The sequence below is a fragment of the Streptomyces sp. NBC_01408 genome (assembly GCF_026340255.1).
Taxonomy (GTDB): Bacteria; Actinomycetota; Actinomycetes; order Streptomycetales; family Streptomycetaceae; genus Streptomyces.
This window is the reverse complement of record NZ_JAPEPJ010000003.1, coordinates 347,430-373,821: the sequence shown is the minus strand read 5'-3', so window position 1 is coordinate 373,821 and position 26,392 is coordinate 347,430. Positions and strand designations below refer to the sequence as shown.

General features: G+C 72.0%; 15 protein-coding genes and 2 pseudogenes. 8 read left to right on the top strand and 9 right to left on the bottom strand.

Annotated elements, in window-relative coordinates:
* The first annotated feature begins 88 nt into the window (after positions 1-88).
* From OG447_RS29385 to OG447_RS29365, 5 genes are all read left to right on the top strand, one after another.
* A complete protein-coding gene (locus tag OG447_RS29385) occupies positions 89-1,651 on the top strand; it encodes a TIGR02677 family protein (RefSeq protein WP_266940967.1) in 1,563 nt (520 codons plus the stop codon).
* Positions 1,651-2,898: a TIGR02678 family protein gene (locus OG447_RS29380; RefSeq protein ID WP_266940467.1), complete on the top strand. Its 1,248-nt coding sequence runs from the start codon at positions 1,651-1,653 to the stop codon at positions 2,896-2,898. The genes OG447_RS29385 and OG447_RS29380 overlap by 1 nt, the downstream gene beginning before the upstream one ends.
* Positions 2,895-7,055 (top strand): TIGR02680 family protein, encoded by a 4,161-nt coding sequence (locus tag OG447_RS29375; RefSeq protein ID WP_266940466.1) that lies wholly within the window; start codon positions 2,895-2,897, stop codon positions 7,053-7,055. Before OG447_RS29380 ends, OG447_RS29375 begins: the two co-directional genes overlap by 4 nt.
* Entirely contained in the window at positions 7,052-8,287 is a 1,236-nt protein-coding gene (locus OG447_RS29370; protein WP_266940465.1) for a TIGR02679 family protein, read from the top strand. The genes OG447_RS29375 and OG447_RS29370 overlap by 4 nt, the downstream gene beginning before the upstream one ends.
* Positions 8,288-8,538: 251 nt before the next feature.
* Complete coding sequence (locus tag OG447_RS29365; RefSeq protein WP_266940464.1) at positions 8,539-10,863, top strand: DUF2786 domain-containing protein; 2,325 nt, start codon at positions 8,539-8,541, stop codon at positions 10,861-10,863.
* 196 nt (positions 10,864-11,059) lie between these two features.
* Here OG447_RS29365 and OG447_RS29360 read toward each other — a convergent pair whose 3' ends face one another.
* The 4 genes from OG447_RS29360 to OG447_RS29345 form a co-directional block, all read right to left on the bottom strand.
* On the bottom strand, positions 11,060-12,250 hold the full coding sequence (locus OG447_RS29360; protein ID WP_266940463.1) for a cytochrome P450: 1,191 nt from the start codon (positions 12,248-12,250) through the stop codon (positions 11,060-11,062).
* Positions 12,247-13,437 carry an MAB_1171c family putative transporter gene (locus OG447_RS29355; protein ID WP_266940462.1) on the bottom strand — a complete coding sequence of 397 codons (1,191 nt, stop codon included), beginning with the start codon at positions 13,435-13,437 and terminating at the stop codon, positions 12,247-12,249. Before OG447_RS29355 ends, OG447_RS29360 begins: the two co-directional genes overlap by 4 nt.
* Positions 13,434-13,961 carry a regulator component gene (locus OG447_RS29350; protein ID WP_266940461.1) on the bottom strand — a complete coding sequence of 176 codons (528 nt, stop codon included), beginning with the start codon at positions 13,959-13,961 and terminating at the stop codon, positions 13,434-13,436. The genes OG447_RS29355 and OG447_RS29350 overlap by 4 nt, the downstream gene beginning before the upstream one ends.
* Before the next feature lie 313 nt (positions 13,962-14,274).
* Positions 14,275-14,730 (bottom strand): helix-turn-helix domain-containing protein, encoded by a 456-nt coding sequence (locus tag OG447_RS29345; RefSeq protein WP_266940460.1) that lies wholly within the window; start codon positions 14,728-14,730, stop codon positions 14,275-14,277.
* Positions 14,731-15,380: 650 nt separating this feature from the next.
* On the opposite strand from OG447_RS29345, the gene OG447_RS29340 reads away from it, so the two are divergent.
* The gene (locus OG447_RS29340; RefSeq protein WP_266940459.1) at positions 15,381-17,198 is read left to right on the top strand and encodes a glyoxal oxidase; all 1,818 of its coding nucleotides are present in this window, start codon (positions 15,381-15,383) and stop codon (positions 17,196-17,198) included.
* Between the two features lie 154 nt (positions 17,199-17,352).
* Here the strand turns inward: OG447_RS29340 and OG447_RS29335 are convergent.
* Positions 17,353-17,661, bottom strand: a pseudogene (locus OG447_RS29335) (VOC family protein); the annotation flags it as partial.
* On the opposite strand from OG447_RS29335, the pseudogene OG447_RS29330 reads away from it, so the two are divergent.
* A pseudogene (locus tag OG447_RS29330) lies at positions 17,660-18,130 on the top strand (TetR/AcrR family transcriptional regulator); the annotation flags it as partial. The pseudogenes OG447_RS29335 and OG447_RS29330 sit on opposite strands and share 2 nt — an antisense overlap.
* A gap of 153 nt (positions 18,131-18,283) precedes the next feature.
* Here the strand turns inward: OG447_RS29330 and OG447_RS29325 are convergent.
* Complete coding sequence (locus tag OG447_RS29325; RefSeq protein WP_266940458.1) at positions 18,284-19,138, bottom strand: class I SAM-dependent methyltransferase; 855 nt, start codon at positions 19,136-19,138, stop codon at positions 18,284-18,286.
* Positions 19,139-19,253: 115 nt separating this feature from the next.
* Between OG447_RS29325 and OG447_RS29320 the strand changes: the two genes are divergently transcribed.
* Positions 19,254-19,859, top strand: a complete 606-nt coding sequence (locus OG447_RS29320) for a TetR/AcrR family transcriptional regulator (RefSeq protein ID WP_266940456.1) — start codon at positions 19,254-19,256, stop codon at positions 19,857-19,859.
* An 81-nt stretch (positions 19,860-19,940) separates the two neighbouring features.
* Here OG447_RS29320 and OG447_RS29315 read toward each other — a convergent pair whose 3' ends face one another.
* From OG447_RS29315 to OG447_RS29305, 3 genes are all read right to left on the bottom strand, one after another.
* The gene (locus OG447_RS29315; RefSeq protein WP_266940455.1) at positions 19,941-21,242 is read right to left on the bottom strand and encodes an MFS transporter; all 1,302 of its coding nucleotides are present in this window, start codon (positions 21,240-21,242) and stop codon (positions 19,941-19,943) included.
* A complete protein-coding gene (locus tag OG447_RS29310) occupies positions 21,239-22,366 on the bottom strand; it encodes a PLP-dependent cysteine synthase family protein (protein WP_266940454.1) in 1,128 nt (375 codons plus the stop codon). Before OG447_RS29310 ends, OG447_RS29315 begins: the two co-directional genes overlap by 4 nt.
* Positions 22,367-23,705: 1,339 nt before the next feature.
* The gene (locus tag OG447_RS29305) at positions 23,706-26,288 is read right to left on the bottom strand and encodes an AMP-binding protein (RefSeq protein ID WP_266940453.1); all 2,583 of its coding nucleotides are present in this window, start codon (positions 26,286-26,288) and stop codon (positions 23,706-23,708) included.
* Between the last annotated feature and the right edge of the window lie 104 nt (positions 26,289-26,392).

The window sequence follows — 26,392 nt, the reverse complement described above, 5'->3', positions numbered from 1 at the left end:
CACACGATCAGGACCAATGCGAATCGGCCAAGTACTAAAGTCCCTGCCGATCATGGACGACGCTCCAGGAGGATGGCGGGCAATGGACATGACTTCTCCGCAGGCGGAGGGCCCGCCCGACGGGTACGGGCCCTTCGCCCATCTCACCGCTCCGAACGTGCTGCTCTACCGCGCGGTGATGCGGGCCTTCCTCGTCGCCAAGGAGCGGTTCGCCGTGCATCTGCGGCCCGAGGACGTGTACGCGGGGCTGGCCTCGGGGGTACGGCCGACGGAGCTCGACGCCGTGGTCAAGGCGCTCGACAGCCTGGTGGGGTGGGGGAACCTGAGGGCCGATCCGGATACCGGGCGGGTCACCGCCGTCGAGGACTTCTACCGCAAGCGGTTCATCTACCAGCTCACGCGGGAGGGCGAGGCGGCTGAGGAGGCCCTGTCCGCGTACGACGAGGCGCTCGGGCGGCGGGGCGCGCTGCAGGCCGTCGCGCTGCACGACATCGTGACGCAGTTGCGGGCCCTGCTCGTGCTGGCGGCCGAGGAGGAGCCCGATCCGGCCAAGACGCATCTGGCGCTGGACGGGCTCGCGAGTCGTTTCGGTGCGCTCGCCGACAATGCGCGGGCCTTCATGGGCTCCCTCCAGCGGACCATCGACCTTCACGACGTGGGGGAGGAGGTCTTCCTCGCCTACAAGGACCAGCTCATCCAGTACCTGGAGCGGTTCATCCAGGACCTGATCACCCTTGGCGGGCGCATCGCCCGGCTGATCCTGGAGTTGGAGGAGGGCGGGAGCATCGAGCGGCTGTTGCGGGCCGCGGCCGCCCGTGAGGCGGCGGACGCCACCCCGCAGGAGGCGGCGTACGCGGGGCAGGCCGCATACGAGCGGTGGGCCGGCCGGTGGGCAGGGCTGGCGGCCTGGTTCCTCAGCCGGGACGGCCGGGAGTCGCAGGCCAGGCTGCTGCGCGGCCGGGCACTGGGCGCGATCCCCCAGCTGCTGGCCGTCGTACGGTCGCTGAACGAGCGGCGGGCCGGGCGTTCGGACCGCTCCGCCGACTTCCGTACCCTTGCGCGCTGGTTCGCCGAAGCGCCCGACGACGACGCCCGGCACCGGCTGTGGCGCACCGCCTTCGGGCTGTACCCGGCCCGGCACCTCACCGTGGACCCCGACACGCTGGCCGCCCGCCACGCCCGTCCCGAGCCCGCGGGAACCGCGTGGGCCGATGCCGCGCCGCTGCGGATCAGCCCGCAGCTGCGCCGCACGGGAAGCTACGAGCGGCGCGGCAAACCCCGCAGGGTCGAGGACCGGCAGGAAGCGCGCCGACTGCTCGCCGAGACGGCTGCCAAGCAGGCCGCCGAGACAGCGGCCGCCCGGGCCCGGCTCGTCACCCACGGCATCACCAGGCTGTCCGGACTCGGCGAGCTCGACCCCCTCAGCTTCCGGCTCTTCCTCCAGCTCCTCGGCGACGCGCTGGCCACCTGGCGGCCCGGTATGACGCACACCGCGGCCACCAGCGGCGACGGCTCCATGGAGATCCGGCTCACGGCACCGACCGACGGGTCCACGGCCGAGGTCCGCACACCGGACGGGACCTTCCGCGGCCCGGACCACACCATCGAGATCGTCGACCTCGCCGAAGGAAGTGGAGGGAGCGGAGCGTGATGACGACCCCGCTCGCCGAAGTACTCGACGGGCAGCACGCCGCCGAGCGGCGCAAGGCGGCGCGTGCCCTGCTGAAGCAGCCCCTGCTGCTCGCGCACGGCGCGTACGCCGACGAGTTCCGGCTCGTCCGGCGGCACGCCTCCGAGCTGCGTGAGTGGTTCGACCGCAACACCGGCTGGTCCCTCCAGGTCGACGCCGAGACCGCCCGGCTGGGCAAGATCCCCGGTGTGCCGGACGACGCCACGCACCCCGCGCGCGAGGTCACCCGTAGCGCTGTTCCCTTCAGCCGCCGTCGGTACGTCCTGCTCTGCCTCGCCCTCGCCGCCCTCGAACGCGGCGAGGCGCAGATCGCGCTGGGCCGCCTCGCCGACCAGATCATGCTGGACGCCAAGGACCCCCAGCTGGCCGCGGCGGGCATCCAGTTCACCCTGGACCGCCGCGACGAGCGGCTCGACCTGGCCGCCGTCGTGCGGCTTCTGCTCCACCTCGGAGTCCTGCGGCGCGTCGCCGGAGACGAGGACGCGTACGTCAGTGGAGCCGGCGACGTCCTGTACGACGTCGAACGGCGGGTACTCGCAGGTCTGCTCGCCACCCGCCGGGGACCCTCCACCGTCCGGGCCGAAACGCCGGATGCCCGGCTCGCCGAGCTCGCCGCGGAAACGGCCCTCGACAGCGACGAACTCCGCTTCCGCGCCATGCGCCGTTCGCTGACCCGGCGGTTGCTCGACGACCCCGTCCTCTACTACGACGAGCTGACCGACGCCGAACTCGGCTACCTCACGCGCCAGCGCGGCTTCCTCACCGCCCGCATCAACGAACTGACCGGGCTGGTCGCCGAAGTGCGGGCCGAAGGCATCGCCATGGTCGATCCCGAGGATGACCTCACCGACGTCCGCATGCCGGAATCAGGGACCCGCGGCCACGTCGCCCTCCTGCTCGCCGAGTACCTCACGGCGGCCGGAGGCCTGGTCGTGCCCATGGCCCACCTCGAGCGCCGCGTTGTCGAACTGGCTGCCGAGCACAGCGGATTCTGGTCCAAGTCGGCACGTGAGCCGGGGGCCGAGGCCGACTTGGCCGAGCAGGCCGTTGCCCGGCTGGCCGCTCTCGGCCTGGTCGCCCGCACCGCTGACGGGGTCGTGCCGCGCCCGGCGCTCGCCCGCTACGCGGTCGGCGAGACCGTCGTACTCGAACCCCGTACAGCCGGCACCGCGCAGGTGCCCGCGCAGCGAAAGGCGTACCTGCCTTGACCCCCCGCCCCGCACCCCCCGCCCCTGTGCGTCCCCGCTGGCAGCCCCTGCGGATCGGTCTCGTCGACCTCTTCCACTACGACGTGGAGGAGTTCCACTTCCGCGACGGCCGGCTGCTGCTCCGGGGGAACAACGGCACCGGCAAGTCCAAGGTGCTGGCCCTGACCCTGCCCTTCCTCCTCGACGGGGACCTCAGCGCCCGTCGCGTGGAACCGGACGGGGACGCCGGCAAGCGGATGGAGTGGAACCTCCTGCTCGGCGGCGAGCACCCGCACTCCGAACGCCTCGGCTACACCTGGGTGGAGTTCGGCCGCCGCGATGCGGTGAGCGGCGAGGAGCAGTTCCGTACGCTCCTGTGCGGGCTCAAGGCCGTCACCGGGCGCGGCATCGCCCGGCACTGGTGGGCGGTGACCGGGCAGCGCATCGACCACGGCCCGGCCGACGTACACGCGGACGGGTCACTGAGCCTGCTCGACGCCACCGGCACCGTCCTGTCCCGGGACCGGCTCATCGAGGCGGTCGCCGGACGGGGGATGGTCTACGACCAGGCCAAGGCCTACCGCCGGGCCGTCGACGAGGCGCTGTTCGGCCTCGGGGAGCAGCGCTACGCAGCCCTCGTGGACCTGCTCATCCAGCTGCGCCAGCCCCAGCTGTCCAAGCGTCCCAACGAAGCCGCCCTCTCCCGCGCCCTCACCGAGGCCCTTCCGCCGATGGACCAGGCCGTCATCGCGGACGTGGCCGAGGCCTTCCGCTCCCTGGACGAGGAGAAGGAGGAGCTGCGGGCAGCCGGGGCCGCCGAACGAGCGGCCTCCCTGTTCCTCGACCACTACCGGCGCTACGCCCGCGCGGCCTCCCGCCGTCGCGCCCGCCTCCCGCGCAGCGAACACTCGAAGTACGAGCAGCTGCTGCGCGACCTCGCCGAGGCGCAGGCCGAGAGGACCACGGCGGAGGAGGATCGCGCGGCCGCGGAGGAGCGCGTCGCCGCACTCACCGAGACCCGGGCGCGGCTGGAGGCAGCCGACGCAGCCCTGCGCGAGGGCCCGGAGATGCGCAGTGCCCGCGAACTGGAGCGGGCAGCACAGGAGTTGGACCGGGCGGAGAACGACTGTGTCCGCGCGCGTGACGACCGGGAGCAGGCCTCGATTCAGCACACCAAGGCCCTCGGCCGCCTCGGTGCCGCGGAGAACCGGCTCAGGGTCGCCCGGGACCTGTCCGGGGACACGCTGCTCCGGGCCCGGGAGACGGCTGCGGCAGCCCGGCTGAACCTTCCCGGAGACGAGGGACAGGCGGTTGGCGACCTGCGGGCCGCGGTGGCCGAAGCGACCGACCGCAGGCACCGCACCCTCACGCATGTAGAGGCGCTCGCCGACCAGGCCGAGGCGGTGGCGGCCGGGCGCCGGGCCGCCGTACTCCGGCTCGACGAGACGGAGACCGAGCTGGCGCACGCCGCCGAGGCGCTGGACACGGCCGAGGACACGGCGCAAGCCGCCGGACGGGCTCTGGTCGAAGCCGTACGCGAGCACGCGGGCGGGTGCGGGGAGCTGGCGTACGCCGACCCGGCCGGACTTCTGGACGAGCTCCAGGAGTGGACCCGGCACCAGGACGGCCCCTACCCGGCGCGCCGCCGTGCCTCGGAAGCACACAGCGCCACCGCATCGGTACTCGCCGACCAGGCGGCGGAATCAGCGCAACACCGGGCCGGCCTGGCCGCCCGTACCCGCGATGCGGAACAGGAACTCGCCGGGCTGGAGTCCGGCGGTCGGCGCGGGCCGCAGGCCCCGTACACCCGGACCCCCGGCCTGCGAGACCAGGCGCCCGGTGCCCCCCTGTGGCGGCTGATCGACTTCCGGGAAGAGGTCACGGACCACGACCGCGCCGGGGTGGAGGCGGCCCTGGAGGCGGCCGGGCTGCTGGACGCGTGGGTGCGCCCCGACGGAGCGGCCCTCGCCGCAGGCGGTTTTGACGTACTCCTCGCCCCGAACGCCGGACCGGTCGAGGGGGCGTCGCTCGCCGAGGTACTGCGCCCGGCCGTGGACCACGGCGACGCGCAGGCCGCACAGGTCGGTGTGGAGGCGGTGGGCCGACTGCTGGAGGCGATCGGCCTCGGCGCGGCTTCCGGGGACACGGCACCGGCCGGCGATGTACCGGGCGCCGGCCCGTCGGGCACCGGGGCCACGGACGGCACCTGGGTCGCGCTGGACGGACGCCACCGCGTCGGTGTTCTCACCGGCCGTTGGGCCAAACCCGCCGCCGAGTACATCGGAGAGGGCGCCCGGGAAGCCGCGAGGCGGACCCGGATCGCAGCCCTGCGGGCTGAACTCTCCCTCCTCCGGCAGGAATCGGCCGACGCCGACGTGCAGGCGCAGGCTCTGGCGACCCGTCGTCGTACGCTCGACACCGAGCTGGCCGCCGTGCCCGACGACGCGCCCCTGATCCGGGCGCACGCCGACGCCGCGGCTGCCGCCGACACCGTGCGCCGGGCCCGGACCCGGCGCGACGAGCGGGCCGCCGAGGTGACGGCCGCAGCCGAGCAGGCCGAGTCGGCCGCCGCCGAACTGCAGGAGACCGCAGCCGATCTGGGGCTGCCCCCGGACCGGCCGGCGCTGGCCGCCGTACGGCGAGCCCTCGCCGAGCTCGACGTCGTCCTCGCCGGACTCTGGCCCGCACTCCGTGAGCGGAGCGAGGCGTCCCGGCAGGCGGACGACGAACGCGAAGAGGCGGTCCGGGCAGGGGAGCGGACCGCCGAACTCGCCGTTCGGGCGGAGGAGGCCGCCCGTGAGGCTGCGGCCGCGGACGAGCGGCTGGCCACGCTGCGTTCGACCGTCGGCGCCGCCGTGGCAGAGCTGGAGCGGCTGCTCGCGGAGACCGCAGAAGCCCTGCGCGGCTGCGCGGCCGACCAGCGGCGCTCCCAGGGCCAGCACACGGAGGCGGACCGACGGGCCAGCCGGGCCGAGGGCCGCATCGAACAGCTGGAGAAGGCCGTCACCGAAGCCGCCGCGGCGCGCTCCGAGGCCATCGCCGCGCTCCAGCGCTTCACTGCCACAGGACTGATCGCCGTCGCGCTTCCCGATCTCGCCGTACCGGCCGCGGACGACGGCCCGTGGGCGGCCACCCCGGCCATCGCCCTGGCCCGTGCCCTCGAATCGGAGCTGTCGACGACGGACGACTCGGACGGCGCCTGGGAACGTGTACAGCGGCGTCTGAGCGAGGAGTTCAAAACCCTCCAGGACGCACTGTCGCGGCACGGCAACACCGCCTCGGCCCGCATGGTCGAGGACGGGATGATCGTCGACATCGTCTACCAGGGCCGTGAACGAGCCGTACCCGAACTGGCCGAGGCACTGGCAGCCGAGGTCGGCGAACTCACCCGCATCCTCTCCGCACACGAGCGTGAGATCCTCGAAACCCACCTCATCACCGAGGTGGCCGGCACCCTCCAGGAGCTGATCGCAGCGGCCGAGCGGCAGGTGCTGGCCATGAACGCCGAGCTGAAGGAACGGCCCACTTCCACCGGAATGAGCCTGCGCCTGGTGTGGCGGCCTTCCCGCAAGGCCCCGGTCGGCCTTGCCCAGGCCCGTGGCCGCCTGCTCCAGACCGCTGATGCCTGGACGGCCGAGGACCGGGCCGCGGTCGGTGAGTTCCTGCAGACGCAGATCGCCCGCCAGCAGACCGAGGATGCGGCGGGCAGCTGGCTGGAGCACCTCACCGCCGCCCTCGACTACCGCTCCTGGCACGAGTTCGCCGTTGAGCGCCAGCAGCACGGCCGCTGGGTACCCGCCACGGGACCCGCCTCCGGAGGCGAACGCGTCCTGGCCGTGTCCGTTCCCTTGTTCGCCGCTGCCTCCTCGCACTACGCGAGCGCGGGAAGCCCGTACGCGCCACGCCTGGTGACCCTGGACGAGGCGTTCGCGGGTGTGGACGACGACTCGCGTGCCAAGTGCCTCGGGCTCCTGCACGCCTTTGACCTGGATGTGGTCATGACCAGCGAGCGGGAGTGGGCCTGCTATCCGCAGGTGCCGGGCATCGCCATCGCCCAGCTCGCCCGCGTCGACGAGGTGGCCGCTGTCCTGGTCACCCGCTGGGAGTGGGACGGCACGGCCCGCACGCGCCGCGCGGACCCGGTGCGTCCGGCGGAACCGGAGCCCTTGTGGGCGTGAGCGGTCCGCCCGTGGACGAGGCGCGCCTGCGCGGGCTCCTCGGCGGCGCCGACCTGGCCTGGCTGGTGGAGCGGGCACGCCGACGCCTGGAGCGCGGGCAGCCACTTACCGGGGCGGTCTCGCTGGCAACACCGAGCGCGGCCGAGCGGGTTGCTGCCGAGAGACTCCTGGGCCGGGCACCGGGAGCCGGCAAAGCGCTGACGGTCCGGCTCGACGCCGTGGACGCCGTGCTGGTCAGATCGGGCATCAGCCCGGGAGGCCTGGAGGCTGCCGTGACGGTGCTCACTGGGCGGGTCGTCCCTCTCGACGAGGTCCGCCGGAGCGAGGAACAGGCCTGGGGGGAGGCGTACGCGCCTCTCACGCTGCTGGCCGAAGAGCATCCGGAGCACGCCGCTTGGGCCGGTCGTGTGCGTGACGACGGCCTCGTACGCCGCCTCGCCCGTACTCCCGGCGCCACCCGTCTGCTGGTGGAGCAGACCGTCCGCGTACTGCGGGAGCTACCTGTCGAACCAGCGCGGTCGCTGTCGGTGTTCGCCGCGGACATGCTGGGGAGTGCCCACGCACTCGACGACGGAACGCCGGTGGCCACCCTCGCCCTCTCCGGCGCCCGCGCTCTGACCGGCCATCCCGAGGGAGCGGGAGCGGCCTGGCGGCGGGCCGCATGGGCTTCCGCCGGCCTGCTCCGGGACGACGTCTCCTCGACGGTGCTCACTCTCAACCTCCGCGGGACTCCGGCCCTGGACTGGATGGCCGACGTGGGTGAGCCGTGCGTACTCACCCTCCGACAGCTCGCCCACCGTCCGCCGCGGACGGCACCGCCCGTGGTCCACATCTGTGAGAACCCTGCGGTCCTTTCGGCCGCGGCGGACAACCACGGACCGGATGCCCGACCGCTGGTCTGCCTCCAGGGCCAGCCGTCGGCCGCCGCCCTGACCCTTCTCGCCCGTCTGCACGAGCTCGGTGCCGATTTCCGCTACCACGGCGACTTCGACTGGGGCGGTCTACGCATCGCCACGACGCTGTTGGGGCACGTGCCCTGGCTGCCTTGGCGCTACACGGCCGACGACTACCGCGAGGCGGTAGCAGCCATTGGTCCTGATCTGCGCCCGTTGGACGGGAAACCGGCGCTGTCGCCATGGGACCCGGACCTGGCGCTCGCTCTTACCCAGCACGCCCTGCGGGTCGAGGAGGAGGCAGTTCTGGATGTGCTGCTGACGGACCTTGCGAGGTGAAAGCTGGCGTGCCGCGACCCCTGCGAGGCGCCGCGAGACAGTCGTCCAGGCCGCGGATGTCCTGAGCCAGGACCGGGCCCGCCGTTCGGCAGTCGCAGCCGAAACTCCAGGTATTCGTCGCTCACGAGAATCCCTCCCACCCCACCCGCGGTTGTGGTCGCGCCTGGAGCCTACGGGGAGCCGCTGACAGGCGGGCGGCGGACAAAGATCGCCAACCTTCTTAGGATGTGCCAGGAACGAGGAGGGGGCACATGACAGACAGAGGCGCGGACGGGTCGACTGAGCGAGCCTTTTACCGGGCGCGCGCGGCATGGCTGGAGGCCCGAGTCGCGGACCTTGCCGTCGTGATGGAGGATGCCGGGCCCCAACTGTACAAACTGCTTCCCACCGATCTCGGTGCTGGGCGGCTGGTTGCTGCGGTGGCGGTGGCAAGGTTAGCGGCGGACGAAGCGCGGGCGCAGCCCGTGGCCGAGAGTGCCGGTTGGCTGGAGCGGTTGACTCCTGCTGGGCACCTCCACGACCTGGAGGGAGCGGTACGGGAACTCCGGTCCCGTATCGCGTGGTGCGGCGAACCGGCGCTCTGGTCCTGGAATGCCAGGGGCTGGGAGGAGATGCTGCTGTGGTGGTGGCGCCGGAAACAGCCTCGTACGGAGGATCAGGCAAGGGACTTCGCGGGATGGCGGGCGCGCTGGTCGGCGGACATTCCGTGGAACGGTGAGATCGACCGCCCCGAGCAGGCGCCGCACGCGCACGGCCGGGAGCTCGTGACGCCCGTGGAGTTCTTGGCCGGCGAGCCGGAGCCGCTGAGACTCCTGGCGCAGGCCGTTCTCAACGGGTCGGACACCGCCGCCGCGGTCCAGGATTCCGTGCTGCTGCGCGAGGAGCACCTCCAGGGTGCCGGACACCTGGAGTGGCTGGCCGAGCAGCAAGCCCGAGTCGAACAGCTCGAAGCGTGGCGCCGCAGGCAGCAGGAAGGGGGATCCGAGGCCACTCGGGCCTTCCTCGCCGAGCTGTCCGAGGCAGGCAAGCGCTACATGTCGCTCGTGCTCCAGCCGGTGATCGATGCGCTCTCTGCGTGCGAGCGGGCCCTGCTGGCCGACAGCAGGCATGGTGCCCGCCGATCGGCCGCCGACTACCTGGAGGCGTTTCTCGACTCACAGGAGCAGCCCGGTGAGGAGGGCTGGGACGACAGGCGGCTGAGCGCGGACGTTCAGCGGCTGGCACAGGAACACAGTCGGCAGGGCGAAGTGACGTGGCACGACATGTCCGGCACGGTCCCGGTCTGGTACCACGTCGTCACCTCCCGGGAGGAGAGGGCGGCGGCGCTGGCCTACTCGGGGAAGCCCACTCCCTCCGTCGTCCGGGTCATGACGGGTGAGGAGACACCGAGCGATGCCTTCGGACTCTTCGACGACCCCTGGGCCGAGACCGAGGAGTGGTATCCCGAGCCTGGAATCGAAGTCAGCTACGGTCCGGACAGCGCGGCGGACCTTTGTGCACTGCTGGCGGTCTGCCAACTGGGCCAGGCAAGGCTGGAGTTCCTGATTCCGCAGGCCGATGGGGATTTTCGACAGCTTCGTTCGCTTCGCACACACATCCGCTCGGATGACGCGGTCGCCTGGCGCCGCTGGGCGCTGGGCCGCCTGGCGGAATTGGTCCCAGAGCCGGAGGACCTCGCGGAGGCGCTCGCCGAGGAGCAGGGCGGCGACGGCACGGACGACGGGGAGGAATGGAATGACTGGGGCTTGGCGGTCCCGCGTCCGCGACCGGGGGGTGGCCCCGCACCCGAGCCGCCCGCCTCAGAGCCCGCCTCTGCACGGCGGACGTCGGACCGGGGGCTTCCCGAGGCCCTGCTGGAGAAGGTCAGGGCGCTGCTGCGCAAGGCGGAGAGCCCGGCCGCGGGTGAGCCGGAGGCCCGCGCCTACCTGGCCAAGGCCACTGAGCTCATGGCCAAGTACGGCATCGAACAGGCGATGCTCGACGATGCGGCGGACCAGGCCGGGCCCGTGGACCGGATCGTCGAAGTGTGCCCTCCCTACGTCAAGGAGGTGCGGCGCCTGCTCAGCTGGATCAGCCACGAGATGCGGTGCCGGTCCGTATATCCGGGCGGCAAGGCCAACAAGCACCGTGTGCACCTCTTCGGCTTCGAAGCCGACATCCAGGCGGCCGAGGTGCTCTTCGCCAGCCTGCGCCTGCAGATGCTGGACGGCGCGGACCGTGCGGACCGTCTTCACCGCCCCGCCGGCGAGGACGCGCGGGCGTACAAGCGGTCCTGGATGCTCGGTTTCATCCGCGAGGTGGCGGCACGGGTCGGCGCCGCCCAGCAGGCCGCCAAGACGGACGCCGAGCGAGAAGCCGAACCCGGCGCCGGGCAGGAGACCGGTGCGCGCAGCGTGGCCCTGGTACTCGCGGACCGGACCCACGTGGTCGAGTCGCGTCTCGCCGACAAGTACCCGAAGGTGAAGAAGCAGAGCCCGACCAAGTTCAAGGGCACCGGCTATCGGCAGGGAGTCGCCGACGGGCGGTACGCGGACATCGGCAGTCCGGCCTTCGGCGAGGGTGACTGGCTCGCGTAATTCAGGCAGGGGGCCTGGTCGACGACCGGTCCGGGGCGCTGTGGGCCGGGGGAGACCTCGGCCCACCCCTCCTGCGCGCCGGCGGGCAGCCTGCGTAGTGGTCGGATCGCCCTGCGCCGTGCTTCCCGGGGAATGCCGAGTTCGGCTGACAAGGTTGGCCGGATTCCGAGCTCGCGTGATCGGCGCTTGGCGTGGGTCAGGCGAGGGTGAGGGGGAGGGTGGTCAGGCCGCGGGTGAGGCGGGTTCGGCGCCAGGTCAGGGATTCTGCGGGGATGGCCAGGCGCGTGTTCGGGAAGCGGGTCACCAGGGTGCGGAGGGCGATTTCCGCCTCGGCCCGGGCCAGGGGGGCGCCCGGGCAGCGGTGGATGCCGTGGCCGAAGGAGAGGTGGCCGCCGGCGTCGCGGTCGAGGTCGAGACGGTGCGGGTCGGGGAACGCCGCCGGGTCGCGGTTCGCGGCCCCCGGGGCGATGAGCACCGGGAAACCCGCCGGGATGTCGACCCCGCCGACGCGCAGGTCCTCCGTGCTGTGGCGGAAGGTGGCCACGCTCACCGGGGAGTCGAAGCGGAGCAGTTCGTCGAGGGCGCCGGGGATCAGGTCCGGGTCCCGGCGCAGGCGGTCGAAGGCCTCTTGGTGCCGGACCAGGGCCAGGACGGCGTTGCCGAGGAAGTGGGTGGTGGTCTCGTGCCCGGCGACCAGGAGGAGGGCGGCCAGGGAGACGCTCTCGTCCCGGTCGAGGCCGCCTTCGTCGCAGTCGCGCAGCAGGGAGTGGAGCGGGCCGTCGCCGGGGGTGGCGCGGGCCGTGTCGACGAGGTGGGTCAGGTAGTCGCCGATCCGGTGTGACGCGGCGTCGACGCGGTCGGTGTCGGTCGCGTCGAAGAGGTCGTGGGACCAGTCGGCGAGCGTGGCGCGGTCGGATTCCGGCACCCCCAGCAGCTCGCAGACGACGGTGACCGGAAGGGGTACCGCCAGGTCCGCCACCAGGTCGATTTCCGTGCCCGGCCGCCACGCGGTCATGAGATCGTCTACGACCCGGGTGATGAACGGGCGTAGTTTCCGGACGCGGCCGGTCGTGAACAGCCGGGTCGCCACCCGCCGGTGGCGGGTGTGCGCGGGTGGGTCGCTCGCCAGCATGTTGCGGGAGATCGCCGGGTGCAGGTCGCGGTTCGAGGGCCGGTCGGCGAAGAAGCGGGCCGTGTCCTTGGACAGGCGGGGGTCGGTGAACGCCTCGCGGGCCTCGGGGTGGCCGGTGATCAGGTACGCGTGGTGTCCGCCGGAGCCGGTGGGGATTCGCTGGACCGGGCAGCCTTCGCGCAGCCGGTCGTAGGTGGGGTAGGGGTCGGCGAAGAAGCGCGGGTCGCGCAGGGGGTCCTGCCGCGGGGCGGTCACGAGGCCGCGCCCGCGTTCTCGGGTGCCGGGTGCCGCGTGTAGGCGTCCGCCACGAGCAGCAGCCACGCGGTCTCCGCCGGGAGGTCGCCCTTGCGGGAGCGGGTGCCTGCGGCGGGCGGGGCCTCGTCGCCCTCGAGGGGGAGTCCGGCGCGCTTTGCGTTGACAGTCGCGGCGATGACCGCCGCCTCCACCTCGGCGTCGCCCTCGGGGGTGTCGGCCGCGCCCCGGCGGGTGACCTCGGCGGCCGCGGCGTCCCGTACCGACGCTTGACGGTACCGGCGCAGGGCCAGCACGCAGTCGTTGATCTCGATGACCCGGCGGTGGAGGTGGAAGTCGAGGTCGTGGGTGTCGGCCTCGGTGTTGCCCGGGTCGAGCACGACCTCGGGGACCGCCGAGGTGACCTCCCGCCACAGGGGTTCCAGCGCGGTGAACGAGTTCCGTTCCCAGCGACGGCGGCGCAGTTGGCTGAGCGGCCACAGCAGGGCGGGGAGGGTGAGTCCGACGGTGATGAGGAGGACGGCGACGGCGGGCGCGGTCACGCTGAACGCGCAGCGGAAGGGGGTCAGCGGGCTCGAGCACCGGGCGTTGTCGGGCACGAGCCCCAGGCCGAGGCCGATGGAGACCAGGGCGAAGAGCTTGTACGCGGCGTAGACGAGGGCGAAGCCACAGCCGACCGAGGTCGTGCGCAGGCCCCAGCGCTGACTGCGGCGGGTCGAGCGCTTGGACTGGGCCCAGGTCTGCAGCAGGAAGTCCTTGGCCGTGTACCCCAGGTAGGAGATGTAGATGAGTACGTAGCACGCGTACAACACCGGGTTTCGTCCCGTGAGTTGTTCGGCGACGAAGAAGGCGGTCATGCCGGCGACGGAGATCGCGAGGGCGATGACGCGCAGTCGGATCTGCCGGTGGGCCCGCTCGCGGTCCAGATTGAGCTGGAAGAGGAAGGCGAGGACCGAGGTGGCCGCCGTCAGGGTGAAGGTGTTGCTGAGGAGCCGGGCGACGTGGGGGACCACCGATTCGACCGCGCGCTCCACGGCGGGGGCGTAGGAGGCGAAGGCGAGGGCGAACGAGGTCAGCAGCGCCGCCATCGCCCAGCTGCCCGTGGGGCGGTGTCCGCCGCGTCCTCGCACCCAGTAGGCGGCGAAGCACAGCAGTACGACGGCCGTGCCCGTGAAAAGGATGTTGATCATTTTCGGTGGCGGTTCTTCCTGTGTGGCTTGGCGAACAGCGCGTCCCAGCTCTCGGCGCCGCTGGCGGGCCGGCTCGACGGGCCTTCGCGTCCCCGGTACATGAGTTGTCGTATCACGCTGGCCATCACCTCGGCCTCGCGTTCGTCCTCGCTGGTGTAGCTGGTCCGGCCTGACATGCGCTGGACGAGGGTGGGGTCGAACCCGATCGCGCGCAGGGTGTCCTGGTCCAGTTCCAGACTGCCCGGGTGGTCGCAGATGATGTGGCTGATCTCGTGGGCGAGGATGTGGTTCTGGTGGAGGGGGGAGGTGGCCTCCTCGTAGAACAAGAGGTCGGCGTCCGGGGTCTCCAGGCGGATGCCGCACGGGGCGTCCATGGCGCCCAGGGTGCTCAGGGGGCGCAGGATGATGGGGCGTCCGCGTTGTTCGGCCACGGCGTCGCGGAGGTCGCGGGTGCTGAAGCGGTGCGGGAGTCGAAGCGCCTCGACGCGCGCCTCACACGTGGCGCGAAGCTGCTCAAGGTCCATGTCCTCACTCTGTGACGCCAGTCGGGGTGGCCGGCCGGGGCGAACCTCCCCCTGGAAGCCCGGTGCGAGCGCCACAATGCTGACATGTTCGCGACTCCGCTTCGTGGGCGGGGTGCAGCCGCGGAGGTGCCGTGCGGATCGGGATGCCGGGCTTGTCCCGGGAAACGCCTGATGCCCCCCTGGCGATGAGCGGCCACAGGGGGGTGTCGTGTCGGGGCAGGGATCGTGCGATCGCCGCCCGGTGCGTGGTGCGTGGTGCGTGGTGCGTGGTGCGTGGTGCGCGGTGCGCGGTGCGCGGTGCGCGGTGCGCGGTTCAGTCGTCCAGGTTCAGGTCCTGCGCGGTGTCGTCGGTGGTGAGCCCTTCGAGCTTCCGGGCCTGTTCGATCACGGTGGACAGCATTTTCAGGCTGTCGACGCTCAGGCCGTTCGCGCGCAGGGCCACCTTGCGGACGTCCTGGTCACGCATGGCGGCGAGGAGGCCGATCTCCGCCTTGGTGCGTTCGGCCGCCGCGCTGTCGACGAAGTAGCCCGCCGGTACGCCGAAGAAGTCGGCCAGGGCCTTGATGGTGTGTCGCGTCGGGTTCCGCTTGGCGCCGGTGCGCAGTTGCTGGATGGCGCTCGCCGTCACCCCGCGTCCCTCTCCGGTCGCGGCCTTGCGGATTCCCTCGGCGACCTCCGCGTAGGTGTAGGGCCCCCGCGACGGGGGGTGCACCTCGCGGAAGAGGTGGTCCAAGAGCTGGGCGAAGGTGGGCGACTGGTCATCCTCCATGTACACGACCTCCTAGGCGTGATGCCGAGCCTTTGCCCACCACAGTGTTTCTCGAAGCCCCTTGGGCCGGCCCCGGCAACACTTTGGTTGACGCCGGACAGTCACTCTGGTGTACGTTACCAATGCTGCGTCGCCACTGGAGTGTCGAGGGGGTGGTGGCGGCGCCGACCGGGTCGGGGTCGAGCTTCACGGGGGTGAGCTCGGCCGACGGCCCGGAGCGCCGTGGCTGCGCCGGACGGGTTCTCTGCCCGGCCGGCGCGCGGCGACGCGGGGGAGGTGCGGGCCCGACGCCGTCCCGTTCGCAGGCCGACGCAATCGGTCGGGGGGTCGGGCCCGCGGGCACCGTGTGCGTGGCGATCCTGGAGCCGGTGCGCGGCGACGGCTGACGCTTTGCCGGGGCTGTCCCGTTCGCGTGGTGCGGTCGGCGTGTTGGTCTACGAAGAGTGACGGCCGTGCGAGGGACCCTGCCCGGGGTGGGGAAGGGGATTCGGGCAGGTTCGGGCTGGGTCGTGACACCGACGGGCGTGCCCTGAGGGGCCGGTTTCGGTGAGCGCCCCGCATGTATTTCGTCATACATCTGTCGCTGTGGGTGATCAGCACCCACGGCAGGCTTCCCGCCTGTCCGCACGTGCTCACAGGTGAGGAGTCACATGTCACGCAGGCACCGCTCCAAGAGAATCGCGGCGTCGCTCTCCGCGCTCGCGGCCACCGCCCTCTTCGTGACCGCCGTCCCGGCCACCGCTCACGACGGGGCCGGCCATCCCGACGAAGCCGCCGAGGCCGCCACCCTGGGGGCCTCGCATGCTCAGGAGCATGCCAAGATCCGCGCGGCGGCCCAGGCTCTGGGTGGGTACTCCCAGCTGGCGCGGATCGAGGGCCTGAGCAACCTGACCAGGTCTCAGGAGCTGGCGAACTCGAAGTTCCACCCCAAGGCGTACGGGCAGTTCGCGGAGTACTTCCAGTCGCCCGACTTCGCCGCCCACATCGCCATGCTGCCCACCGGCAAGGTGCTGCTGTTCTCCTTCGAGCGCGTCGAGACCGACCCCACGGAGGAGCCCGCGCCGACCAACACGCTCGGGCCGGAGAACGCCGGCCGCGCCTTCCTCTGGGATCCGGGGAAGGGGACCGGCCCCGAGGCGTTCAAAAAGGTCACCCCGCCCGAGCTGGTCGTGCCGGACGGCACGGACGTGAAGCGCCCGGCACCCTTCTTCTGCGCCGGGCACGCCTTCCTGCCCAACGGCATGCTCGGCGTCTTCGGCGGGAACCTCGGCTACGGCGGAGGCGCCGGAGCGAAGCTGTCCCTCGTCTTCGACCCGTGGACCGAGACGTGGGCGGTCAACAAGGACATGTCGGTGGGTCGCTGGTACCCGTCCGTCGCCACCGCCCCCGACGGGCGCCTCCTCATCATGTCCGGGCACACCGACGCGGGCTGGGGCACCTCCACCTCGGTTGTCGAGCGGTTCCCGGCGAAGAGCCACCCGGTCCCCTTCGAGAAGACCCTGATCCCGCGGGACGTTCCCACCGACACCCTTCGCGTCGACGCGCCGTTCGGCGAGGACAGTGACTACCCGCACCTGTTCACCCTGCGCGACGGCAAGGTGTACGGCCTGGGCCGCCACGCGACCCGGCAGTGGGCGTTCGACCCGGTCGCGGAGACGCGTACGGACCTTCCCGCCCGCCCGGACGGCGTCCACCGCGGCTACGGCTCGGCGGTGGCGCTGCCCGCCGGATTCCGCGGCCCGAACTCCGTGCTGATCCTCGGAGGTGACCGCGACGACCCCAACACCTACCAGCTGGCGGACGGGGTGTGGGAGAAGAAGCAGCCGCGCGCCTTCGGACGGACCCAGGACAACACCCTCATCCTCCCGGACGCGAGCCTGCTGACGGTCAACGGTGCCTACGGCATCCGGGACTACGGAAACGGGGACTACAACCCCAAGTCCGATCTCAAGTACCGCCAGATCGAAACCCGCAACGCGCTCGGGGAGTGGACCCTCGGCCCCGTGCAGCGGCTGCCGCGCGGCTACCACGCCAACTCGGTCGTCCTGCCCGACGGCCGCGTCATGGTCACCGGCGACGAACTCCAGCAGCTCGCCAACGACCCGAAGATCGACGACGACATGAACGGCAGCATCGAGATCTACGAGCCCGCCTACCTCCACCAGGGCGCGAGGCCCAAGCTCGACACCGTACCGGGCGGCCCCATCCGCTACGACTCCCGCTTCAGGGTGACCACTTCGACCCCCGGTCAGGTCAAGAAGGCCATCCTGCTGGCGCCGACCACCGCGACCCACGCGGTCAACACCAGCCAGCGGCATCTGGAATTGCGGATCGTCCAGCGTCAGGGCAACACGCTCGGGCTGCAGGCCCCGCCCTCCGCCAGTGACGCCCCGCCCGGCCACTACATGCTCTTCCTGCTGGACGAGAAGGGGGTACCGAGCACGGCCAAGTTCGTGTCCCTGCGCTGAACGAAACGAACGGGGGCGACGGCCCGGTCCCGGCTTCCGGACTCATGGATTCCGGGGTGGGGCCGTCGTCGCACGCCGGGCACCTTCCTGGCGGGGTGTCGTTCTGCCTGCCGGAGAAGACTCGGGGCCGGTAAGGCCGGCCCGGCCCGGGGGATCAGGCGTCCGTGTACTGGGCGGCGTACTCCTCGCTGGGCGGGACGACGGTGATGACGTCGATCAGCACGCCGTCGGGGGCGGCGACGATGAAGTGGCGCTGGCCGAACTCCTCGGTGCGCAGCGGCAGTACCTCGGGCAGGCCGGCCTCCGCCACGAGTCGCTGGTGCTCGGAGTCCACGTCGTCGACCTCGAAGTTCAGCAGCAAGCCGCCCCGGAGTGCGACCCGATGGCCCTCGGGGACGGTCGGGTGGTCGTGGTCCAGGAGGGCCAGTTCGTACTGCGGGGCGTCGGGGCGACGCAGGCTCATGGCGGTCAAGCGGGCGGAGCAGCGGGCGGCCACGCGGCAGGCGCTGCTGGTCGAAGGGCGGCGGCGGTTCGCCGCCGACGGGTACCACCAGGTCGTGCTGGCCGAGGTGGCACGGGACGCCGGGGTCACCAAGGGGGCCGCCTACCACCACTTCGACAGCAAGGCGGGGCTCTTCCGGGCCGTCGTCGCCGAGGTCCAGCAGGAGCTGGGTGAGCGGGTCGCGACCGCGGCCGAGCGCTACGAGGACCTCTGGGAGCAGCTCCGGGCCGGCTGCCGGGCCTTCCTGGCCGCGGGGACCGACCCGGCGGTGCGGCAGATCCTGCTGGTCGACGCGCCGACCGTGCTGGGCTGGGACGAGTGGCGGGCCCTGGACGAAGAGTCCTCCGCCCGGCACCTCGCAGAGGCCCTGACGGCGCTCGCCGCAGCCGGGATCATCGCCGATCAGCCGGTGGAGCCCGTGGTCCGGCTGCTCTCGGGGGCGATGAACGAGGCCGCGCTCTGGATCGCGCGGGGCGGGGATCCGCGCCGCGGAGCAGGCGCTCGACCGGCTCCTGGTGGGGCTGCGCACCCCGGCCTGACCTCTCGCGAAGAGGCTCGGCGCCTTTCGGGATCACCCTGCCGATCAGGCCGCCATGCGGCCCCGTTCCGCGGTGACCAGCCAGGAACTGCTGCGCAGCCACACCGCTCCGTTCGCTTCGTAGCCGCGCAGGGCGTCGGTCAGCACCAGCCGTGCCTCGGCCTGTGCCTCGGTGCTGACCTGGTCGAGCAGATGGCGTCCAGGGCCGGAGTCCAGCAGGAAGGCGGCCGCGTCCGCGGCGTCGATTCCCCAGTTGCCGGGGGTCTCGACCCGCTGCACGTCGGCTTCGACGAAGCCGCTCGCGGTGAGCAGGGCGCGGATGCGGTCCGGTTCGGTGAGTGAGAACATGCCGGGCGCGCCCGGCCTGCCGAAGCCGCCGATCGGCAGGATGCCGTCGAGCGAGGCCAACGCCCGGAGCCACTCGTTGGCTTCGGCCTCGGCCGCGCAGATGAACGCCAGCCGCCCGCCGGGCCGCACTGCGCGGTGGAGGTTGGAGAACGCGGCGACGGGGTCGGTGAAGAACGTCATGCCGTAGCGGCTGATGACCACGTCGAAGGCGTCGGCCTCGAAGGGGTGGACCTGGGCGTCGCCCTGGACGAAGGAGACGTTCTCCCGGCCTTCACGCAGGGCGCTGCCGCGAGCCTTCTCGAGCATCGGGCCGGACAGATCCAGCCCCAGTGCCCGACCCTGCTGGGCGCGCCGGGCCGCGAGTCGGGTGGTGCGGCCGGCCCCGCAGCCGATGTCCAGTACCCGATCGGCCGCCGAGATGGCCGCGGCCTCCAGGAGGGGCTGGTTGAAGCCGTCGTTGACGGCGTCCCAGCGGTCCGCGCTGCGGGCCCACTGCTCGCCCTCGTAGCCGTTCCACGCCTCGGCCTGTGCGGTGTTGACGAATTGACCCATGGGTGAACTCCCTCCCGCCGGAGCGCAGTACGGCGCCCGGCCCTAGTATGGGCAAGTGCCCAAACAGTATGGGCGAATGCCCATACTCGCAATGGGCTTGGTGGAAGGGGCTGTTGTGTCACCTCGTGGAGTGGCGATTCCGGATTTGCGCGGCCGGCTGTTCGCGGCTGCGGAGCGGGTGGTGGCCCGCGACGGCGCGATGGCCCTGACCAGCCGCGCGATCACAGCGGAGGCGGACTGCGGCAAGGGTGTCCTGCACGCGCACTTCGCCGGCCTGGACGAATTCGTCGCCGAGCTGGTCCTGGACCGGTTCGCCCGCAGCGCCCGCCAGGCCGAGGCGCTGGAGGCGAAGGTGGGGCAGGCCACGGTGGCGGCCAACCTGCAGGAAGTCGCCCTCGCCCTGCTGGAGGCCCTGCCCCCGGCGGTGGTGGGGCTTGCGATGACGCGCCCGGCAGCCGCGCTGCACACCCGGCAGGGCTTCCAGGCCGGCGCGCCCGCCTTCGATGCGATCCAGCACGCCTTCACCGTCTACCTGCAGGGGGAGCAGCGCGGCGGCCGGCTGCCCGCGGACGCCGACGCTGCCACCATCGCGCTCGCGCTCGTCGGCACGATCCACCACCTGCTGATGACAGGTGTTTCCGGCCGGAGCGAGGAGCCGAAGGCCACCACGGGGCGGCTGCTGGCCGTTCTCCTCGGCGGTGCCGTGCAGTCGGCTCCGTAGCAGGGCGGCGGCATTGGCCGCCGCCCCACCTCCGTAAGCCCCGGCACTCACGGCCCGGCACTCACGGCCCAGCACTCTGTCTCAGGCGGTCACTGCCTGACGTTCCCCCTCCGCTTGCCCGGGTGACAGCCTGCCGGTGCGGTTCAACGCGTGGAGCGCGGCCGCGCAGGCCAGGCCGAGCAGGAGAAGCGCCAGCCAGGGCAGCGCGGGCACGCGCGCTTCCCGGGCCGCGTCCAGCGCCATGCCCATCACGAGGTTGCCGACCGTGATGCCGATTCCGCAGATGGTGTTGTAGAGGCCGTAGTGCGTGGCCACGAGACGGTTGCCCGCGAGGCGGACGATGGTGTCCATCTCGAAGGGGTAGGCGATCATCGTGCCGACCGCCAGCAGCAGCGCCGCCATGGCCGACGGAAGTCCGGCCAGCAGCCACAGACCCACCCCGCTGTCCGGTACCGGGACCGCCGACGCCGCGAGGAGGGGGACGAAGGCCGCTCCCATCGCCAGCAGTCCCCACGTCAGCGCACGGCCCGGTTCCATCCGGGCCTTGCACCAGGCGGTGACCCTGGTCTGGAGGACGATCGTGCTCAGCCCGGAGACGGCGAACAGGACCGCCACCGCGGCGGTGCCGAACGTACCCTCACCGCCCAGGCGCCTGACCTCCAGCGGGAGGGACAGGTAGACCTGGAAGGTCATGACGTACGAGCCGATCATGGCCAGGGAGAACAGCAGGAACGGACGGTTCGAGAACATCCCCCGCCACTGCCGCAGGATGCCCTCACGTCCCCCTTCCGCCGTGTCGGCGTGGTCGGCGCGGCGGGCCGGCAGGGCCCAGATCTGGACGATGCTCAGGATCGCGAAGATGCCGGCCGCCACCAGGCAGGTGACGCTGAAGTCCACGCCCGTCAGCACCATGCCGACCAGCGGGCCGAGCAGGATGCCCGCCTGGTAGAAGACGTTGAACAGGGCGAACGCCTCGACACGGCGCTCACCCGCATCCGCCGCCAGGTAGGCCCGGGTGGCCGGGTTGAACAGGGCCCCGGCCAGGCCCGTGGCCGCCGACGCGGCCAGCAGCGCGGGCACCGACTCGACCAGGCCGAGCGTCGCGAACCCGATCACGCGCAGCACGAGTCCCGCGATGATCATCGGCTTGTAGCCGAGCCGGTCGCCCAGTGTCCCGCCGATGAGGAACATGCCCTGCTGACTGAAGTTGCGCACCCCGAGGATCAGCCCTACGAGCCAGGCCGCCAGCCCCAGCGGCCCGGCCAGATAGGTGGCCAGGTACGGCATCAGCATGTAGAAGCCCAGGTTGATGGCGAACTGGTTGACCATCAGGAGCTGGACGCTGCGGTCGTACGAGCGGACCTGCTTGATCGTGTCCTTCACCGGGCCTCCCGGGCCTCGGGTCCGCCGGAGGTGTCGGTCTTGCCGTCACCGACGAGGGTGAGCGGGTCGACGACGGTGGTGCAGCGGGTCCAGCGGGTGACCTCCTTCTCGTCCAGTCGGCCGATCAGGTCCGGTTCCGGGGCGGGCGGGGAGTCGAGCAGACCGTGGGCGGCGCAGTAGCCGTCGTCGTAGACGGTGCCGAGGTACCGCTGCGGGCCGTCCGGGAAGACGGCCGCGATCCGTGCCTCCTTCGGAAGCGACCGGGCGAGCCAGCCGGCCACCAGCGCGACCGCTCCGACGCTCCATCCGCCGGTGGCGTAGTGGGAGCCGGCCAGCCGGCGGCAGGTCCACACGGCTTCGGCGGGGGAGACCCAGTGCACTTCGCTGAAGTTGTCATAGGCGACGTTACGGGGGTAGATGCTCGACCCCAGCCCGCGCATCAGCCTCGGCCGGGCGGGCTGCCCGAAGATCGTCGAGCCGATGGTGTCCACTCCCACCATCGTCAGGTCCGGGTAGAGCTGTCGCAGTACCCGTGAGATCCCGGCGGAGTGGCCGCCGGTGCCGACGCTGCACACCAGTACGTCGATGTGCCGCAGCTCGGTGGCCAGTTCGAGGGCGAGCGGGGTGTAGGCGGCGGTGTTGTCGGGGTTGTTGTACTGGTCCGGGCACCAGGAGCCCGCGTGCTGGGCCATGAGCTGCTGCACGCGGTCGCGGCGGGCCTGCTGCCAGCCGCCGGTGGGGTGCGGCTCGGAGACCACGTTGACCTGGGCGCCGTACGCGACCAGGAGCCGGGTCATGGACGGCTCAAGGCCCGGGTCCGTGACCAGGGTGACCGGGTGCCCGTAGGCCATGCCGGCCAGAGCGAGGCCCAGGCCCAGGGTTCCGCTGGTGGACTCGATGATCCTCGCGCCGGGCTTCAGGTCGCCGCGCGTACGCGCCCGTTCGACCATGTGCAGGCCGGGACGGTCCTTGATGCCGCCGGGGTTGAAGCCCTCCAGCTTCGCCCAGAAGCCCCGTCCTGCCGGGGCGAGGGGTTCGGAGATGCGCAGCAGCGGGGTGTTGCCCACCAGTTCTGACAGGGCCGTGCGGCCGGTGGCGGACGGGTCGGTGGTCGAAGCATGCATGGCTGTGCCTTCGTTCGTGGTGGCGTCGACTACTCGTTCGGAGGGCATGCCGTGGTCGGCGGGCATCAGGAACAGGGGTTCCGGCCCGGGGGACGGCATGCGGCAGCCGCGTGCGGCTGCGGGACGAGTGGTCTAGATCCGCCACCGGCAGACGTCGGCCAGCGTGGAGCGACCGGTGCGGGCTATGGACGATCTACCGGTGTGGGGCACCGGCGTGGTTGCCGGCTCGGCCTGGACCGTCCCGGGGTCCGGGCCGAGAAGGGCTGCGGTCGCCTCGGCGCGGCGCTGCACCGCGCTTGAGGCCCAAGTGGTCAGGCAGGGAGAAGCGCAGGCGGAGCCGTGATCGTGCTGAGGACGGTCCGGGAACCGCGGCTCGTCGGAGGGCTCCTCGTATCCGGCCGGCGTGGCCGGCTGGGCCGGCGCGGACAGAGAGAGGTGCTGGTGACCGTCGCTGACGAGGTACGAGGAACAGTGGACGGCAGCCAGCAGCAGCACGCTCAACGCGCAGGCAAGCAGGACGCCCGGCCAGGACGGAACCCGGCGGGTGAGGCGTGGCAGAGGCAGGCGGAGCACAGGTCCTCCGTGCGGCAGTCACCTCCTCGGCCGGCGGACGGGGAAGCGACGTGGGCGGGTGCGCGCGGGGGCAGCGGGATTCAAGCGCCAGAGGCCGAGACGGTTGAACATATCGCCGTCTTGTGGGCAGATCCGTGAACTCCGCAGCGCATGGGGTGTCGTCGGAAGCTCCGACGCCTACACCTGAAGGACGGCCTGTGATCTGAGGTGCGCCGCGGGCGTGGCAGGAGATCGCTTCGACTGCTCAGCCGGTCGCGCACGCCCCGGGGTCCGGGAAGCCTGCCCCTCATCCAGCGCTTCGGTGAGGACGGGCTTGTCCGCCGCACGCGACGGTGCGTTCGAGCGGCGCGCCGCACCCTCGTCCGTGGAGTGGCCTTCGGCGTCGGAGCAGCCCGCATCAGACGCCGCTGTCCGGCCTGCCGTGTCCGCGAGGGAGACGGAGGCGACCGTCGTGGCGGCTCCTGCGCCGTGTTCGGGCAACGAGCAGCACATGCCGAGCAGGGCGATGAGGAGCAAGGCCAGCCCGGCGGTGACCAGTCGACAAGCCTGCGAGAGGGTCGACTGGCCGCCGGAAGGCGACCAAGCTGTCAGCACGCCGTGATCATAACCAGCATCCGCCGGGTCCTGGGCGCCGCTTCCGGAAGAGCGTGCGATCCAACTGCCCGCCCGGGCAAGGGTCGTAGGAAGTGATGAGCGCCGCGGTTGCGGACCGGCGCGGGCTGCCCGGAGCGCGGTGGAGACGCTTCCTGTCCTGACCGGCCGGCCCTCAGCGGGTCCGGACGCCGCCGGCCCTCGTCCGCGCGGACACTGCTCGCGTCAGACGGGCGGCGCCGGCGGCGTAGGCGATGCCGAAGAGGAGTGAGGCGAGGAAGGCCAGGTGCCGGGAGAACCCGTCGATGAGCGGGAAGATCTGCCAGTGGGTCAGGTAGATGTACAGGGAGCTGGTCGCGAGGAGGCCGGCCAGTTGGTTGAGGCGCTCGCGGCTGGGGAGGCTGGGTACCCAGACCAGCAGCGCGAATCCGGCCATGATGATCGCTTCGCGGCCGGGGTCGCCGGGGAAGAAGCCCGGCACGGTGGCCAGGGCCGCGGCGGTGATCAGCAGGCGCTGTCGCACGGTGGTGGACTTGGCCGCCGCCCAGCCGAGCGCGAACAGCCAGAAGACCGTGATGGCGTCGGGGATCTGCTCGCGGGCGGGCAGGCCGACGAGGTCGTAGCGGGTGAGCAGTCCCAGCCCGGCGAGTGTGAGGGGCAGGGTGTACGGGAAGCGGCGCTCCCACCGGTCCACCGCGGGCAGGCTCAGGAGGCCGACGGCGGCGATCAGGATGTAGACGAGAGCCTCGATGAACCAGAAGTGCATGCCGCTCTTGAGGTCGTCGGGCCCCGTGACGCCATCGAGCAGGAAGAGATTGGCGAGCGTGTAATCGTCGTTGAGGAGCAGGATCAGGCCGATCCAGGCCATGCTCGGCAGCGCGACGCGGGCGATGCTGGTCCAGCCCCGGCGTATGCGTACGCGCCGTTCGGCAGTGGTGAGGTGGAAGCGGGCGAAGTTGTATCCGGCGACCGCGAGCAGGATGTGCGCCCCGCCCTTGATGCCGAACACATGGATGTGCGAGCCGACGATGCAGAGGATTGCCAGGGCGCGGAGCGCGACGCTTGTCTCCAGGGTCCGCCTGCGGGAGGGGCCCGCCTGCTCGGGCGGCCTGAGATCCCGGATCGGGGTGGTGTGCCAGCCGGCGGGCAGGTGGCCGAGCCGCTCTTCGAGCTGGATCGACATCTCGACGTACGAGAGTGAATCGCCGCCCAGGCTGACGAAGGAGCTTTCGTCCGTCACGTCCGTGCGGTCGAGGATCCGCGCATACAGCAGGCGCAGGCTTTCGGGGACTGCGTCGGGCGTGGCACCGGGGCCGGTCGCGGTATCAGGCGCGGGACGGGTCAGGGCGCGCACCGCCTGGTAGTCGGGCTTCCCCGTGGGCAGGCGGGGGAGGTCGGCCAGGATCCGGACGCGGACAGCGCGGGCCGGCAGACCGCAGTCGCGAGCCACGAGCCTGGCTATCCGGCGGGCTTCGGAGTCGCCGGCACCCACGGCCGCGACACAGAGGGTCTCGTCGTCGCCGGTGCACAGGGCGGTGACGTCGTGTCGGGCGAGCATCGCCTCGACCTGCCCGGGGTCGATGCGCAGGCCGAGGATCTTCGCGAACCGGCTGCTCCGGCCGACGATCTCGTACAGACCCTCGGGTGTGCGGCGCGCGATGTCGCCGGTGTGGAGTTCGTGCACGGTCCGGCCGCGCGCGAGGTCGGCGGGGGTGCGGGCGTAACCGAGCATGACGTTGGGGCCCGAGTAGACCAGTTCGCCGGTGTTCTCGTCGGTGCTCTCGCCGGTGCTCCCGTCGGGGCTGTCGGGCAGCGGCTGAAGGCGGAAGGAGCCGCCGGGGACCGGGATTCCCGCCGCCTCGGGGCGGGTTTCCGCGAGGTGCGGCGGCAGGTAGGCCATGCGGGCCGTCGCCTCGGTCTGGCCGTACATGACGAAGAGCTGCCAGCCGGCGGCGCGGCCGAGTGCGGCGTACCGCCGGACCCGGTCGGGCGCCAGGCGGCCGCCCGCCTGGGTGACGTAGCGCAGGTGGGGCAGTTCCATGGTGGCGAAACCGACCCGGTCGAGCAGGTCGAAGGTGTACGGAACCCCGGCGAAGGTCGTCCCCCGGCCCGCCCTGAAGAGGTCCCAGAAGCAGGTGTCCGCGACCGACAGGTCGGTCAGGATCAGTCCGGCGCCGCGCAGCAGGTGGCTGTGCACGACGGACAGGCCGTAGCAGTAGTGCAGGGGCAGGGTGGTCGCGGCGCGGTCGGTGTCCCGGATGTCCAGGTACTGCGCGATGGACTCCGCGTTGGCCTGGAGGTTCTCGTGTGACAGCCGGACGAGCTTCGGCGATCCGGTCGAGCCCGAGGTGCTCAGCAGCAGGGCGAGGTCCGGGTGCAGCTCGTGCGCCGAGACCGCGCGTCGCTCGTCGAGCAGCCATTCCCCGCCCTGGGGGTGGGCCACGACGTCCGGGTCGTACGCGTCGATCAGGGACTGGACGGCTTCGGGGTGGTCGCCCGGCACCAGGAGCACAGGGTGTCCGGCCGCGAGGGCGGCGAGGTGGACGACGAGGGCGTCGACGGTGTTGGCACCGACCAGCAGGACCAGACGGCGCTCCCGGCCGAGGCGGCGGGCCGTCGCGTCCACGCGCGCGGCCAGCTCGGCGTAGCTGACCCGGCCGTCGGCCGTGATGACGGCGGTCCGGTCGCCGTGGGCGGCGAGCCCGTGGGCGAACGGGACGGATGTGGTGCCTGGGAACAGGTCGGGAAGGACTGTCACGGGCGCATCTTAGGAAAGGCTTACCTCGGCGGATAGTCACAAGAACGTCACAGGCAGTTCATTGAAGATCCACAGGAAAACAAGCGGTAGGGTCGGCTCCGCCG

Coding starts and splice junctions, on each gene's coding strand:
- OG447_RS29345 (WP_266940460.1), bottom strand. CDS start 14,730: ATGGAGGATGACCAGTCGCCCACCTTCGCCCAGCTCTTGGACCACCTC.
- OG447_RS29325 (WP_266940458.1), bottom strand. CDS start 19,138: ATGGGTCAATTCGTCAACACCGCACAGGCCGAGGCGTGGAACGGCTAC.
- OG447_RS29310 (WP_266940454.1), bottom strand. CDS start 22,366: ATGCATGCTTCGACCACCGACCCGTCCGCCACCGGCCGCACGGCCCTG.
- OG447_RS29355 (WP_266940462.1), bottom strand. CDS start 13,437: ATGATCAACATCCTTTTCACGGGCACGGCCGTCGTACTGCTGTGCTTC.
- OG447_RS29350 (WP_266940461.1), bottom strand. CDS start 13,961: ATGGACCTTGAGCAGCTTCGCGCCACGTGTGAGGCGCGCGTCGAGGCG.
- OG447_RS29365 (WP_266940464.1), top strand. CDS start 8,539: ATGACAGACAGAGGCGCGGACGGGTCGACTGAGCGAGCCTTTTACCGG.
- OG447_RS29380 (WP_266940467.1), top strand. CDS start 1,651: ATGACGACCCCGCTCGCCGAAGTACTCGACGGGCAGCACGCCGCCGAG.
- OG447_RS29385 (WP_266940967.1), top strand. CDS start 89: ATGACTTCTCCGCAGGCGGAGGGCCCGCCCGACGGGTACGGGCCCTTC.
- OG447_RS29340 (WP_266940459.1), top strand. CDS start 15,381: ATGTCACGCAGGCACCGCTCCAAGAGAATCGCGGCGTCGCTCTCCGCG.